This window comes from Paenibacillus agricola, assembly GCF_011440305.1.
Lineage (GTDB): Bacteria > Bacillota > Bacilli > Paenibacillales > NBRC-103111 > Paenibacillus_S > Paenibacillus_S agricola.
This window is the reverse complement of record NZ_JAAOIW010000007.1, coordinates 377171-391761: the sequence shown is the minus strand read 5'-3', so window position 1 is coordinate 391761 and position 14591 is coordinate 377171. Positions and strand designations below refer to the sequence as shown.

At 42.1% G+C, this 14591-nt stretch carries 13 protein-coding genes and 1 rRNA gene; 5 read left to right on the top strand and 9 right to left on the bottom strand.

Features of this window, described 5'->3' with window-relative positions; genetic code table 11:
- The 9 genes from G9U52_RS20830 to dnaA form a co-directional block, all read right to left on the bottom strand.
- Positions 1 to 69 (bottom strand): 16S ribosomal RNA (locus G9U52_RS20830); the annotation flags it as partial.
- Between the two features lie 330 nt (positions 70 to 399).
- Positions 400 to 1455: an HD-GYP domain-containing protein gene (locus tag G9U52_RS20825; protein ID WP_166152548.1), complete on the bottom strand. Its 1056-nt coding sequence runs from the start codon at positions 1453 to 1455 to the stop codon at positions 400 to 402.
- Between the two features lie 94 nt (positions 1456 to 1549).
- Entirely contained in the window at positions 1550 to 4036 is a 2487-nt protein-coding gene (gyrA, locus tag G9U52_RS20820; protein ID WP_166152547.1) for a DNA gyrase subunit A, read from the bottom strand.
- A 90-nt stretch (positions 4037 to 4126) separates the two neighbouring features.
- Positions 4127 to 6034, bottom strand: a complete 1908-nt coding sequence (gene gyrB / locus G9U52_RS20815) for a DNA topoisomerase (ATP-hydrolyzing) subunit B (protein ID WP_166152546.1) — start codon at positions 6032 to 6034, stop codon at positions 4127 to 4129.
- A 28-nt stretch (positions 6035 to 6062) separates the two neighbouring features.
- A complete protein-coding gene (gene remB, locus G9U52_RS20810) occupies positions 6063 to 6311 on the bottom strand; it encodes an extracellular matrix regulator RemB (protein WP_166152545.1) in 249 nt (82 codons plus the stop codon).
- Positions 6312 to 6389: 78 nt separating this feature from the next.
- Positions 6390 to 7502: a DNA replication/repair protein RecF gene (gene recF, locus G9U52_RS20805; RefSeq protein ID WP_166152544.1), complete on the bottom strand. Its 1113-nt coding sequence runs from the start codon at positions 7500 to 7502 to the stop codon at positions 6390 to 6392.
- Between the two features lie 56 nt (positions 7503 to 7558).
- Positions 7559 to 7774 (bottom strand): S4 domain-containing protein YaaA, encoded by a 216-nt coding sequence (yaaA, locus tag G9U52_RS20800; protein WP_166152543.1) that lies wholly within the window; start codon positions 7772 to 7774, stop codon positions 7559 to 7561.
- 18 nt (positions 7775 to 7792) lie between these two features.
- The gene (gene dnaN, locus G9U52_RS20795; RefSeq protein WP_166152542.1) at positions 7793 to 8935 is read right to left on the bottom strand and encodes a DNA polymerase III subunit beta; all 1143 of its coding nucleotides are present in this window, start codon (positions 8933 to 8935) and stop codon (positions 7793 to 7795) included.
- Positions 8936 to 9143: 208 nt separating this feature from the next.
- Complete coding sequence (gene dnaA / locus G9U52_RS20790) at positions 9144 to 10505, bottom strand: chromosomal replication initiator protein DnaA (RefSeq protein ID WP_166152541.1); 1362 nt, start codon at positions 10503 to 10505, stop codon at positions 9144 to 9146.
- Between the two features lie 523 nt (positions 10506 to 11028).
- Here dnaA and rpmH point away from each other — a divergent pair.
- The 5 genes from rpmH (at position 11029) to mnmE (ending at position 14555) form a co-directional block, all read left to right on the top strand.
- Positions 11029 to 11163 (top strand): 50S ribosomal protein L34, encoded by a 135-nt coding sequence (gene rpmH / locus G9U52_RS20785; RefSeq protein WP_089201825.1) that lies wholly within the window; start codon positions 11029 to 11031, stop codon positions 11161 to 11163.
- Positions 11164 to 11272: 109 nt separating this feature from the next.
- Entirely contained in the window at positions 11273 to 11617 is a 345-nt protein-coding gene (gene rnpA / locus G9U52_RS20780) for a ribonuclease P protein component (RefSeq protein WP_166152540.1), read from the top strand.
- 75 nt (positions 11618 to 11692) lie between these two features.
- Positions 11693 to 12439, top strand: a complete 747-nt coding sequence (gene yidC, locus G9U52_RS20775; RefSeq protein WP_166152539.1) for a membrane protein insertase YidC — start codon at positions 11693 to 11695, stop codon at positions 12437 to 12439.
- Positions 12436 to 13053 (top strand): RNA-binding cell elongation regulator Jag/EloR, encoded by a 618-nt coding sequence (gene jag / locus G9U52_RS20770; RefSeq protein ID WP_166152538.1) that lies wholly within the window; start codon positions 12436 to 12438, stop codon positions 13051 to 13053. Before yidC ends, jag begins: the two co-directional genes overlap by 4 nt.
- A 125-nt stretch (positions 13054 to 13178) precedes the next feature.
- Positions 13179 to 14555: a tRNA uridine-5-carboxymethylaminomethyl(34) synthesis GTPase MnmE gene (mnmE, locus tag G9U52_RS20765; RefSeq protein ID WP_166152537.1), complete on the top strand. Its 1377-nt coding sequence runs from the start codon at positions 13179 to 13181 to the stop codon at positions 14553 to 14555.
- Positions 14556 to 14591: the final 36 nt, after the last annotated feature.

Sequence of the window (14591 nt, the reverse complement as noted above, 5' to 3'; positions counted from 1 at the left end):
CCGCTCGACTTGCATGTATTAGGCACGCCGCCAGCGTTCGTCCTGAGCCAGGATCAAACTCTCCATTAAGGTAGAACTTGAGTTGCCTCATTCTTTACATCTGGCGAGAACTTGCATTCTCTATTTTACTCACTCGTTGATTCAGTTTTCAAAGGACAAAACATTGCTTTTAAACTTACTTCTTTCATATTATTAATCAATTTGTCATATGAAGTTTCTGTTTAGCGGCGACTTCTTTAATATATCATAGTTCAATGATACATTGCAAGCTTTTTTCTAATAAACATTTCGGAATACCTTTTGTTGTGTACTCCTACAAAAAAATCTTCGTTGCTAAAAAAGCAGCGAAGATTAATCTATCACATTACAGGTTAAGGAGTCAAGTAAATGATACAAAGTTTATTTCTGGATTACATCCTGGATATAAAGGCTTCTTTCCGTTGTTAGATTAATAATTTGCCCATTCACATTGACCCAAGGTCTTGTTGGGTTCGCACGGTCTGAGAATACGATCTCACCAATTCGTTGATCACTAAGCTTCACCAGCACTCCATTATGGAATTGAGTAACCTTTTGGATAAAAGTTTGGACAAGGGCAGGATCCAATTTCCCGAATGATTCTGTGAACAATTGGTCAAGCACCAAGTAAGGGGAAGCCGCCTTCTTATGGAACCGGTCTGATGTCATCGCATGGAATATATCGCTGATCATGACAATTTTTGAATAAAGGTGAATTTTATCCCCTTTAATTCCAAGCGGGTAGCCAGAACCATCTTCACGCTCATGGTGCTGAATTGCAGTCAATTTTACACCTTCATTAATAGCCGCAACATTTTTCATTAAATTGTAACCAATCGATGTATGCTGCTTCATTTCTTCCAATTCCGTTGTAGTAAGCTTATTAGATTTAAATAAAATGCCAGAATCGATTTTGGCGTTTCCTATATCATGAAGCAAGCCACTGATCGCGACAGGCATAAGATCCTTTGATGCGAGCCCATGCCACCTTGCCAGGCAATAAGAAGTTAAGCTTACCATGATGCTATTGTGGAACAGGTAATCGTTCAATTGGAAGGATTTGGGGCTAAAGGTCAAAACCTGATACTGGTCAATATGTTGCAATACGGCTTCTAATTGAGTTCGCACCTCTAGGATGGGGAAATTTTGCCCTCCTACGGATGTAAATACCCTTTTAAGAAGAACTAATAATTTATCATATTGCTCGTAAAATGGAGGAATGCTGTTGTTTACTTCCTCCGCCACAAGGTTGTTACCCTCTTCAGGTTCAGTTTTGGATTCAATAGAAATTGAAGGAATTAAAAAAGCTTTTAAAATCTCGATATCTTTTTCGGTTACTATTTTCCCTTTAGTGAATAATGTATTCCCTATCTTGGTCAGAACATTATCGCTCATTTTTTCGCCGGTTTTCAATTGGGAAACAGATATTATCGCCACGAATTCCTTCACCTAACTTTCTATCTTCTCATCCCTATTTTAAACGAAAAAGAATGGGGATGTCACCCCATTCTTAAGTGTTGCCCATAAAAATTTATTCTTCATCCTCAACAGGTGCAATAGCTTCTTCCCCGTCTAGCTCTTCATCGGTAATATCTTCATTCTTTTCGACTCTGGCTACAGTAGCTACTTCGTCTTCATCACGAATATGAATCAAACGCACGCCTTGTGTATAACGGCCCATCATGGATATACCAGACATACTGGTACGAATGATCGTACCTAGCGCCGTAATAATCATCAGATCCTCATCATCCTTAACAATTTTGAGGCTTACGACCGGACCGTTTTTCGATGTGACATTCAGCGTCTTAATGCCTTTACCACCACGTGACTGAAGTCGGTATTCCCCAATTGGCGTTCTTTTGCCAAAGCCTTTGGATGTGACTATCAGTACACTGTCTTCAGGATTAACAACATCCATCGCAATAACAGAATCGTTGGAGCCAATATTAATTCCTTTAACCCCTGTAGCTGAGCGTCCCATAGACCGGACATCCTGTTCAGGGAAATGGATAGAGACCCCTTGTGCGGTACCCATAATAATTGTCTGGTTGCCTTCTGTTAGCCTAACACCAATCAGATCGTCGTCCTCGCGTAACGTAATCGCGATAAGTCCACCTTTACGAATATTCCCATACTCGTTCAAAGCCGTCTTTTTGACGAGACCGTTTTTGGTAGCGAAGAATAACTCCTGCTCGGACTCAAAGCCTTCAACAGGAATAACCGCATTAATCGTCTCACCTTGCTCGATCTGGATCAGATTAATAATCGGAGTCCCACGTGCTGTCCGGCTTAAATCTGGAATCTCGTACGCTTTTAAGCGATATACTTTACCCTTGTTGGTAAAGAACAGCAAGAAGTGATGAGTATTAGTAACGAATAGATGTTCAACAAAGTCTTTATCCTTCGTATCCATCCCAATAACGCCTCTGCCGCCACGCTTCTGGCTTCGATAGGTGGTAACAGGCAGCCTTTTAATATAGCCAGTATGGGTAATCGTAATAATGACTTCTTCTTGAGGAATCAAATCCTCATCCTCAATGCTTTCATCGCCAATCGTTATTTCAGAGCGTCGCTCATCACCAAATTTTTCTTTGATTTCGTTAAGCTCCGTACTAATAATCGCCAATACCAACTGCTCGTCTCCTAAAATAGCTTTATACTCGGCAATTTTTTTCATCAGCTCGGTGTATTCCTGCTCGATCTTATCGCGCTCCAACCCGGTTAAGCGTTGTAGACGCATGTCCAGAATCGCTTGTGCCTGGTCAAGGCTTAATGCATATTTCTCGATTAATCCTTCACGGGCTTGTTCAGCGGTTTGTGAACCCCGAATTAATGCGATCACTTCATCCAGATGGTCTAACGCGATACGCAAACCTTCCAAAATGTGAGCTCTTGCCTCTGCTTTACGAAGTTCATATTCGGTACGACGGCGAATGACCACCTTTTGGTGCTCTAAGTAGTGAAATAACAACTCTTTCAAGTTCAATACCTTAGGCTCTCCATTTACCAAAGCCAGCATAATAATACCGAAATTGGACTGCATCGCGGTTTGCTTAAACAAATTGTTTAATACTACGTTCGGGTTGACATCACGGCGGAGTTCAATAACAATACGCATTCCATTGCGGTCAGACTCATCCCGCAGGTCAGTGATGCCTTCTATTTTTTTCTCACGCACTAATTCCGCGATTTTTTCGATTAAACGGGCTTTATTTACTTGGTAAGGCAGCTCATGAACGAGAATACGTGCCTTATTATTAACTTCATCTATCGTTGCCCTTGCTCTCATCGTAACGGAGCCACGGCCTGTATTGTAGGCTTGCTTGATTCCTTCTCGTCCCAAAATAAAGCCTGCTGTCGGAAAGTCAGGTCCCTTAATCGAACGCATTAAATCCATCGGAGTTACATCTGGATTTTCTATAAGCTGCTGCACACCATTAATGACTTCCGTCAGGTTATGTGGTGGAATGCTCGTTGCCATCCCTACAGCAATACCAGAAACCCCGTTCACTAGCAGATTGGGGAATCGGGAAGGAAGCACTGCCGGCTCATTCTCTTCACCGTCGTAGTTCGGTATAAAGTCAATGGTTTCTTTGTTAAGATCACGCAAAAGCTCCATTGCAATCTTAGATAACCTAGCCTCTGTATAACGCATAGCCGCAGCTGAATCACCATCGACGGACCCAAAGTTGCCATGTCCATCAACGAGCATATAACGTAACGAAAAATCTTGAGCCATTCGCACCATCGTTTCGTATACGGCAACATCACCATGCGGGTGATATTTACCTATTACTTCACCGACGATTCTTGCAGATTTCTTATGTGGCTTATCTGGAGACATGCCTAGCTCCGACATGGCAAACAAAATACGACGATGCACGGGCTTTAATCCATCCCTAACATCGGGTAAAGCTCGGCTAACGATGATACTCATCGCGTAATCCATGAAGGATCCGCGCATCTCTACGCCAATATCTATTTCTTTAACTTGTGAGTTTTGTTCTTCCGACATTTTGTCCTCCTAAGAACTTTCCCGTAGGGAAAGTTTACTTCGTAAGCGCTACTGAGTTTTGCATAGCAAAACTATCTTCGTAAGCCTTAATTATACATCTAGATTTTTCACATATTTCGCATGTTCTTGGATAAAGGCTCTGCGCGGCTCTACATTGTCACCCATCAAGGTGTCAAAAATCGCATCGGCTTCAATCGCATCTTGGATACTCACCTGCAGCAATGTACGAATTTCTGGATCCATCGTTGTCTCCCAAAGCTGGGTAGGATCCATCTCACCAAGACCTTTATAACGCTGTATGCTCAACTTGACGCCTTCTCCGAATTCCTTCGTGATCGCATCTTTTTGTTTGTCATTATAAGCATATTTGACCGTTTTATTACGTTCGATCTTGTACAACGGCGGTTGGGCAATATAGATATAACCAACCTCTATGAGCTTGCGCATGTAGCGGTAAAAGAAAGTTAACAGTAACGTACGAATATGAGCCCCATCTACATCCGCATCGGTCATAATAATAATTTTATGGTACCGGGCCTTAGCTATGTCAAAGTCGTCCCCAATGCCTACGCCGGAAGCAGTAATAATATTTCTAATCTCAGCATTAGATAAAATTTTATCTAGTCTCGATTTTTCGACATTCAATATTTTACCACGTAAAGGCAAGATCGCTTGAAAATGCCTATCTCGTCCTTGCTTGGCAGAACCGCCCGCAGAATCACCTTCGACAATATAAACTTCGCAGATAGAAGCATCCTTGGAGGAACAGTCAGCCAATTTACCCGGTAAGGAGCTCACTTCTAAAGCACTTTTGCGACGTGTTAATTCACGCGCTTTGCGTGCTGCTTCTCTTGCACGAGCAGCTTGCACACCTTTTTCCACAATCTTTTTAGCAGTTACCGGATTCTCATCCATAAATTCACTTAATTTTTCTGAAAACAACGATTCAACTATACCGCGAACCTCGCTGTTACCAAGCTTCGTCTTCGTTTGTCCTTCAAACTGAGGCTCTGGAATTTTGACCGAAATAATAGCGATCAAGCCTTCTCGAACATCATCTCCAGATAAATTAGAATCATTCTCCCTTATCACATTATGCTTACGGGCATATTCATTCATAATTCGAGTTAAGGCACTCTTAAATCCGGATTCATGCGTACCGCCTTCATGGGTACTGATATTATTAGCAAATGAATAAATATTCTCGGTGTAGCCCTCATTGTATTGGATAGCAACCTCGACTTGGATATTATCCTTAGAGCCCTCAGTGTAAATCGGCGGATGCACAGGCTCCCTATTACGGTTCAAGTATTCAACGAAGGAAACAATTCCGCCCTCATACATGAAATTGTTTATAACTTCTGTACGCTCGTCTTTTAAAGTAATTTCTAACCCTTTATTTAAATACGCAAGCTCACGAATTCGTGATTGCAACGTATCGTAGTCATATTCGGTGATTTCTGTAAATATTTCATCATCCGGCCAAAATGTAATTTGGGTACCTGTATCCATGGATTCTCCTACGACCTTGAGGTCGTGTTGAGGGACACCACGTTGGTACTCCTGCTCATGAATTTTACCATCCCGCTTAATCTGGACTACTAATTTCTTGGATAACGCATTAACAACAGAGACACCTACGCCATGAAGACCGCCTGATACTTTATAGCCTTCACCACCGAATTTACCTCCGGCATGAAGCACGGTAAGTACAACCTCTAGGGTTGGACGTTTCATCTGGGGATGCTCACCCAAAGGAATTCCCCGCCCATTATCTATGACGGTAACACTGTTATCGAGATGGATAATCACATCGATTCTCGAACAATAGCCGGCTAAAGCCTCATCGATACTATTATCGACGACTTCCCAAACAAGGTGATGCAGACCCCTTGAGCTCGTTGATCCGATATACATCCCCGGTCGTTTACGAACAGCTTCGAGACCTTCAAGCACCTGTATTTGGCTTTCGTCATAAGAATTGTGATTAACAGACATGCTGACACCCACTTTTCCAAAATAAAATCTAGTTTGTTAACAATTGGTTGGCTCTCTTTTTGAGGGTCATAGACGAGATAGGGGAATAGTACACCTTCGATTTCGTAACGACAAGCGACTTGCTTTCTTCTTCCCCGATGACTTCAACCTTCTTCTCTTTATTGGCATAGCTCAAATATTGCTTCGATATTTTTGAGGATTTCTCAATCGATAAATCGAATATAGCTACAAGCTCAGATGAACGAATGATTTTTTCTCCGCCTAAATGAATGAACATGGGTGACCATCTCCTCACAACGTGAGACTATTTTAAAAGTGTAGGAACCCATAATTAACCAAATAATTGGCTGTTCCTTTAGTTATTTAGGCTCCCGTTCCGCACATGAATAACAGAAGCATTGTCTAGCTTGGAACGATCTATACTTTCAATTCCGGTTGTTGTAATAAAGGTCTGTACTTTGTTCTGAAATGTTTCAATCAATTGGGTTTGCCGATATTGATCCAGCTCGGACAATACATCATCCAGCAACAGAATCGGATATTCGCCTACTTCTTCACGAATTAATTCGATTTCTGCCAGCTTTAAAGAAAGAGCAGTCGTTCTCTGTTGGCCTTGTGAACCAAACGTCTGCACATCCTTGCCGTTGATCGTAAACAACAAATCATCCCGATGTGGACCCACTAAAGTTACACCGCGCCGAAGCTCCTGTTCTTTCACCTGTGATAACTTTATCATAAATTGGTCAAATAAAACAGTTTCATCTTCAACGATTTGCTGGTCGAACGAGCAAGCATAGGCGATCTTAATTTCTTCTTGGCCTGCCGTTATTCCAGAATGGATTTTTTCTGCCCACCGCTGCAGCTTCTGTATAAAGCTTTGACGCTTTTTAATAATTTTAATACCATACTGCACTAATTGGGCATTCCACACATCCAGCAGCGCCGCTTTCGTATCTCGGGTTGTAAAAAGCTGCTTCAAATAATTGTTCCTTTGCAGCAATATTTTCTGGTATTGGGATAAATCGTATAAATAAGTGGGATAAACCTGGCCAATTTCCATATCTAGAAAACGCCTGCGGATCGATGGGGTACCTTTGACAATTTCCAAATCTTCTGGTGCGAACATAACAACATTGATCGAGCCTATAAACTGGCTTAGCTTTTTTTGCTCCAAGCCATTAATCTTTGCTTTTTTCCCTTGTTGGGAGATCGTAAGATCGAGCTTGCACAGGCCATATTTTTTTTCGACTTCTCCATGCAGCATGGTATGGCGTGCATCCCATTGGATAAGCTCCTTATCCTGATGGGTACGATGGGATTTCGTAAGTGCAAGAACAAAAATAGCCTCCAACAGGTTGGTTTTACCTTGTGCATTGGGACCGATAATAATGTTAACCATATGGTCCGTTTCAACATGCACCTCGTCATAATTGCGGTAATTCCGTAAAGAAAGTTTTTTCAATTGCAAAACGGTTCCTCCCACATCCCTTGACTCTGTTTAAACAAAGCCCTTTGACCAGGTTCTCAACTGCGAATGACTTGAAACTCCCCACAGCCTTCCACACGTACCTCATCCAAATGGACAAGCTTTTTGCCGCGGCGGTTCTCAGGCTCTCCATTCACATGGATAACCGTTTCCTGTAAAAAAAATTTGGCTTGCCCTCCAGTAGAGATGCAATCAGCCAATTTCAAAAATTGGCCTAGGGTAATATAATCCGTATGGATAGAAATGGGATTCATGGCAAACGGGCTCCTTTATTAGTTCGTCGTCCGGTAAGGCAAAATTAATTGCAGCAGGGAGGAGGTTTCCTCAGGGCGGATAATAATCGGCTGCATGGCACCTGTGAACCCAATATGAATAAGCTCACTGTCCATCACTTTAAGCGCGTCCAGCATATATTTGGAATTAAAAGAAATGCGGAGCAGCTCTCCAGTTAAGCTAGTCGTTTCTAATTGCTCTGTGACCTTTCCAAGCTCTGAGGAGCTGGAGGAAATTTCAATTGTTCGATCCTCGTTCATAATCAATTTCACGATGTTCGTTTTCTCTTCCCTGGAAAGCAAGTAAGCACGGTCGATCGCATCAGCAAGCTGGTGGCCGTTGATCACGAGCTCGGTTTGGTACGATTGTGGAATGAGCTTGGAAGTATCCGGATAGGTGCCGTCCAGAATCCTTGTATAAAAAAGAATAGAGCTCAGCTTAAATAAAACTTGATTTTCTGCAAATACGATATCAATCAATGTGTTCTGGTCAGGCAAAATTTTAGCTAACTCGTTTAAAGTTTTCCCGGATATGGAAATATTATTTAACTGAAAGTCGGAAGCGACTTCAATATTGGTTTCACGTGTTCCTAAGCGATGTCGGTCACAGGCGGTAAATTTGAGCTTACCGTTCTCAACTGTCCATAAAACTCCGGTTAAAATGGGTGTGGATTCATTGGTTGAGACAGCAAAGGTCGTTTGCTTGATCATCGTTCTTAATAAATCACTGGGTAATTGGAATCTTCTATATTCTTCAATGCTTGGCAGCGTAGGGTATTCTTCTGGATCAAGACCGACCAATTGGATTTCTGAAGATCCACAGCGGATAACCGTTTGAAAATTGTCTTTAACCTCAATTTCAACAATAGCTGCTGGAAGCTTGCGAATGATCTCAACGAAAAACTTGGCGGATAAAACAATACTTCCCGTTCGCTCTAATTCAATAATGTTTAAATCATTGAGCTCTATAGGAATAAAGCTTTGGATGGAAATATCGGTATCGCTGGCTGTTAATGTCATGCCGTTGCTATCGACATCTATTTTAATACCACTCAAAATCGGGATGGGTGTTTTACTAGAAATCGCCTTGGACACATGTTGGATCGAGTCGTTCAGGTAGTCTTTTAAGATTGTTAATTTCATGCTTTCACTCCTAGAATTCAAAAATGTTTAGACAAGGTCAGTTATCCTCATATTACTCTTTTTTTATTAGTAATAGTAGTAGGCGACCGGGATATGTGGATATGTGGATGAAAGCGGCAATACAAAAGCCTATCCACATGTGAATAGTTTGTGCATAGGCTCCAAGTTATACAGACCTGATATTTAGTTAATTTCATGCTCATTTGGATTAGGCGGTAACTTGTTTCACTTTCTCGATCAAGCTGTGGACAATTTTATAAAGCTCCTGATCCGTTTTCAGAGCGACGGAAATTTTCTCATGGGCATGGATCACGGTCGTATGGTCGCGTCCGCCAAAAGCCTCACCGATCTTGGGAAGTGAAAAGTCGGTTAATTCACGCGATAAATACATCGCGATTTGCCGCGGATAAGCGACCATCTTCGTACGTTTACGCGCTTTAAAATCCTCAAGCTTCATTCCATAAAATTCTCCAACCTTTTGCTGGATATCTTGTATGGTAATTACCCGTGGCCGGCTGCTCGGAATAATATCTTTCAAGGCTTCAGCTGCCAGGTGGGAGGTAATGTCTTGGTTAATTAACGAAGAATAAGCCACAACCCGGATTAAGGCACCTTCAAGTTCTCGAATATTGGTATCAATTTGGCTGGCTATATAAACCATGGCTTCAATGGGAACTTCCAAATTGTCAGCTTTCGCTTTTTTGCGTAAAATGGCTACCCGCGTTTCCAGGTCGGGAGGCTGAATATCCGTAATCAGTCCCCATTCGAAGCGAGATCGTAGCCGTTCTTCCAAGGTTGGGATCTCTTTAGGGGGGCGGTCACTGGAAATAATAATTTGCTTTCTTTCCTCGTGAAGAGCGTTAAAGGTATGAAAAAACTCCTCTTGTGTCCCTTCCTTACCCGCTAAAAATTGAATGTCATCAATCAGCAGCACATCAATATTGCGGTATTTGTTACGGAAGCTCTCGCCTCGATTGTCGCGGATCGCATTGATGAATTCATTCGTAAACTTCTCCGAAGAAATATAAAGCACCTTAGCACGCGGATTATGCTCCAATACAAAATGCCCGATGGCATGCATCAAATGTGTTTTTCCAAGTCCTACACCCCCATATAAGAACAATGGATTATAGGCTTTTGCAGGAGCTTCCGCAACCGCCAATGAAGCAGCATGGGCAAATCGGTTGCCAGAGCCTATAACAAAGGTATCAAATGTGTATTTGGGATTCATCATGTGACTGAATGTTTCTTCAGGAACAGCCAGGGTGGACTTCGCATTATAATGCGTTGGGGAGGGAAGGTCAGCAGTCTTGTCTTCCTCGGATTCAATAATAAATTTCACATCAATCGATTTACCATTATAGTCAACGATTGTGTCCCTGATGAGCTTGGTGTATCGGTTCTCGAGCCATTCTCGGGCAAAATTGTTGGGAGCACAAATGACAATTTTGGAATCGTTGAAGGTTACAGCTTTGGTGGATGTAAACCACGTCTCAAAGCTAGGTTTACTAAGCCTTGTTTGAATAATTGAAAGGACTTGCTGCCATTGCTCGTTAGGATGGCTTTCCACAATGTATTCACTCCTTTTGGAAATTAAGCGTTGTGGCATTAGCCGGTACAGCAGTATTTAAATTTAGAAAAATAGCGGATACTGTCGAATCTTATCCACATTATGCAGGTATCAACTATTAACTTATTAATAAGGGGATTGAATTGTGCACAAAGATATCCACAGACTGTTGATAATATTCCTGTGAATACTACCTATCCACAGGGAGAGCATAATCATAATATCAAAATATGTGTGCATTATCAATGAATTGTTTGCTTTTATCCACAATGTCTATAGCTTGTGTGTAAGTTTTATCAACAGCACTATATATTGTTAATACGTTGTTATTAATTCGACAGCATGTGAAAAATTTCGATTTTGTTATACACAGGCTCCAAGATTCGACGGAAACGCTCGGATCGCCACCTAGCTTACTTCCTAAATGCAGTTGCAATTATAGTTTGACTTCTTAGGTCTTTCTGTGGTTTAATGTTAAGAGGTATTTTTGGGAATGCTTTTTCCTCAAGGAGGTGCAGGATAGATGGGTCCTACGTTTAAACCGAATGTTAGAAAGCGCAAGAAGGTACATGGTTTTCGCAAGAGAATGAGTACTAAGAATGGTCGTAAAGTACTAGCTGCTCGCCGTTTAAAAGGAAGAAAAGTATTGAGTGCTTAATACAAGAGGCCACATTAGGTGGTCTTTTTTGTTGTTTGGACATATTGGGGTTTGTGTAAAAGCGGTTTGAAAATGATGCGGAATTAGGAACTTAAATGGAGAGCTGACCTTGGACAGAGAACATCGATTAACCAAAAGAGAATATTTTGACAAGGTGTACCGCGGTGGTAAATCTGTGGCCAATCACCAGTTTGTTCTTTATTCGTATGCCCGGATCCGCCAGCCGTCTTTCCGCCTGGGTATTTCCGTCAGCAAAAAGCTGGGTAATGCCGTTGTCCGCAACCGGATTCGCCGGATGCTTAAAGAAATTGTTCGATTAAATGCACCTAAGCTAGTAGGCGGTTATGATCTGATTATTATTGCCCGTAAGCCTGTTGTAGGCATGAAATATAAAGAAATGGAAAAATGTGTCCTCCATGTGTTATTCAGGGGCTCCCTGCTTATAAGAAAGTAGAAAGCTTGATTTCTTTTTTGGGGTCAAATATGCTATAGTTTATTATTGGAAAAGAACATTTAGGAGGATCTCATTTTGACCCGTCGATTAACTAAATATTTGCCGTTTTCACTCATCTTTTTGCTGCTTGCTGGGTGTGCTCCGGCAACTTCTCCAATTGACCCCGCCAACGGCTTTTGGGACAAGTATTTTGTAGGTCCATTGGCTGATGTTTTGGATTGGTTCGCGGGTGCGCTTTGGGGACAGTATGGATTGTCCATCTTGGTTGTTACTATCATTATTCGCTTGATCATATTACCGCTTACATTAAAGCAATATAAAAGCTCCAAACGGATGCAGGATTTGCAGCCCGAGCTGAAGAAGCTAAAAGAGAAGTACAAGGACGATGCTAAAAAGCAACAAGAAGAAACGATGAAGCTTTTTCAAAGCAATGGTGTCAATCCATTAGCCGGTTGTTTTCCATTAATTGTCCAAATGCCAATTTTGATTGCTTTATATAACGCTATTATGCGCAACGGCCACATTGCTGGGGATACCTTCTTATGGCTACAATTGGGAACGAAGGATCCTTATTATATTCTTCCTTTACTAGCTGCTATCACTACCTTTTTCCAGCAAAAAATGATGTCATCCCAAATGACTCCACAAATGCAAAACTTAATGTTTATTTTCCCGGTGCTGATCTTTGTTATGGCCATGAATTTTGCTGCTGCACTGCCGCTGTATTGGGTGTTCAGTAATACGTTCACGATTGTACAATCTTACTTTATTTATAAAAAGCCTAAAGTACCTCAAAACAATAAGGGTGGCCTGACAAAATGAAAAAATTGTTGGTTACGGGTAAATCGATTGAAGAGGCCGTGAAAAATGGTCTTCGCCAATGGAATACCACGGAGGATCGGGTAAAAATCCATGTACTTGAGCAACCCTCTAGAGGGTTGTTTGGCTTCATAGGAACCAGGGATGCCAAAGTTGAACTGGAGCTTATTCCTGATGCTGTTGAAGAAACCATCTATTTTTTACAGGACGTCTTTCGCACGATGAGACTTGAAGTAAGGATTGAAAAAAAGATAGACAAAGAAAATATGGAGCTTCATTTGTACGGCTCGGATCTGGGGATGCTGATAGGCAGAAGAGGGCAAACCTTGGATGCCTTGCAATATTTAATGAATATTGTAGCCAACCGGTATTCAACCACCCATATGCGAATTGTATTGGATGCTGAAAATTTCCGTGAACGCCGCCAAAAGACACTTGAAGAATTAGCCGACCGGCTAGCAGAAAGAGTGATTCGCACTAAAAAAGAAGTCATACTCGAACCGATGTCTCCACAAGAGCGTAAAGTGATTCATGCCCAGCTGCAGGAACACCCTAAAGTGCGCACCTTCAGCAGAGGCGAGGAGCCTAATCGAAGAGTCGTAATAGTATTAAGATAAACTATCGCTGCCGCAATGATGTCATGTTATGACTCATTGCTTTTTTTAAATAGATTTATAGACGTCGCCATGCTTTAGCAACAACAGAAATTACAGAAAGCTATGATTAGGTTGAGGTGCCACTTATGAACCAAGATACAATTGCTGCGATTTCCACACCAATGGGAGAGGGGGGAATTGCTGTTATCCGAATAAGCGGAGACAAGGCGATTGCCGAGGCAGATCGCATTTTTTTCGGAGCTACTAAGCTAGCTATAGTACCCTCACATACGGTACATTATGGCTTCATTAAGCATCCGCTTACGATGGAGCGTATAGATGAGGTGTTGGTTACGGTAATGAAGGCTCCGAAGTCGTTCACAACGGAGGATGTGGTGGAGATTAGCTGCCATGGCGGATTCATATCGGTGAAAATGGTGCTGGATCTACTGCTGGAGCAGCAGGTACGGCTAGCGGAGCCGGGCGAGTTCACGAAGCGGGCTTATTTAAACGGGCGGATTGATTTGTCGCAAGCGGAAGCCGTTATTGATTTGATCCGGGCGAAATCCGACCGTGCCCACCGTGTGGCAATGAAGCAGGCAGAGGGCGCTTTATCGAATAATATTAAGCGGCTTCGCCATGAGCTAGTCGAATTGATGGCTCATATCGAGGTTAATATCGATTACCCGGAGCATGATGTCGAAGAGATGACAAATGCTTTTATTACGACCCGTTGCCTCAAAGCAATTGCCCAGATTGAACAATTATTGAATTCCTCACAACAAGGAAAAATATTGCGTGAGGGTATTGTCACCGCGATTATTGGTAAGCCCAATGTAGGCAAGTCCTCTCTTCTTAATACACTAGCCCAGGAAAATCGAGCTATTGTTACTGAAATACCAGGTACGACCCGGGACGTAATCGAGGAATTCGTCACGGTCAATGGGATTCCCTTAAAGCTGCTAGATACGGCGGGCATTCGTGAAACCTCGGATATTGTGGAAAAGCTAGGTGTGGAAAAATCAAAAAATGCTTTAGCAGATGCTGATTTAATCCTGCTTGTATTCAACGGAGCAGAAAAGCTTGAGCCCGATGAGCTTACACTTATTGAGCAATTAAAGGATAAGCAGACGATTGTGATTGTTAATAAGCTCGACTTGTTGCAACGGATTGAACTGGATGTATTGGCGGGGCATTTTCCTGCGGATCGGATTGTCTCGATGTCGCTCTTAGAGCAGCAGGGCATTGCTGATTTGGAAAAAGCTATCGCTAGCCTATTTTTTAGTGGGCAGGTAGAATTGAATGACCAGACCTATGTTAGCAATGCACGCCATATCGCTTTACTGAAAAAGGCGAGAAGCTCTATAGATGAAGCTTACGAAGCTGCGGGTGCTGCTGTTCCTATCGACCTGCTTCAAATTGACATTCGCAACGCGTGGGAATACCTGGGCGAAATTATTGGTGATTCTGTCGGAGAATCGTTGATTGACCAAATTTTTTCGCAATTTTGTTTGGGCAAGTAAAGGATTAAAGGATAAATGCTTACGAAGAAAGTTTTG

Excerpts from the sequence above, each read along its gene's own strand:
- yaaA (WP_166152543.1), bottom strand. The coding sequence starts at position 7,774 with ATGAATCCCATTTCTATCCATACGGATTATATTACCCTAGGCCAATTT.
- dnaN (WP_166152542.1), bottom strand. The coding sequence starts at position 8,935 with ATGAAATTAACAATCTTAAAAGACTACCTGAACGACTCGATCCAACAT.
- rpmH (WP_089201825.1), top strand. The coding sequence starts at position 11,029 with ATGGGTCCTACGTTTAAACCGAATGTTAGAAAGCGCAAGAAGGTACAT.
- gyrB (WP_166152546.1), bottom strand. The coding sequence starts at position 6,034 with ATGTCTGTTAATCACAATTCTTATGACGAAAGCCAAATACAGGTGCTT.
- remB (WP_166152545.1), bottom strand. The coding sequence starts at position 6,311 with ATGTTCATTCATTTAGGCGGAGAAAAAATCATTCGTTCATCTGAGCTT.
- gyrA (WP_166152547.1), bottom strand. The coding sequence starts at position 4,036 with ATGTCGGAAGAACAAAACTCACAAGTTAAAGAAATAGATATTGGCGTA.
- jag (WP_166152538.1), top strand. The coding sequence starts at position 12,436 with ATGAAAAAATTGTTGGTTACGGGTAAATCGATTGAAGAGGCCGTGAAA.
- mnmE (WP_166152537.1), top strand. The coding sequence starts at position 13,179 with ATGAACCAAGATACAATTGCTGCGATTTCCACACCAATGGGAGAGGGG.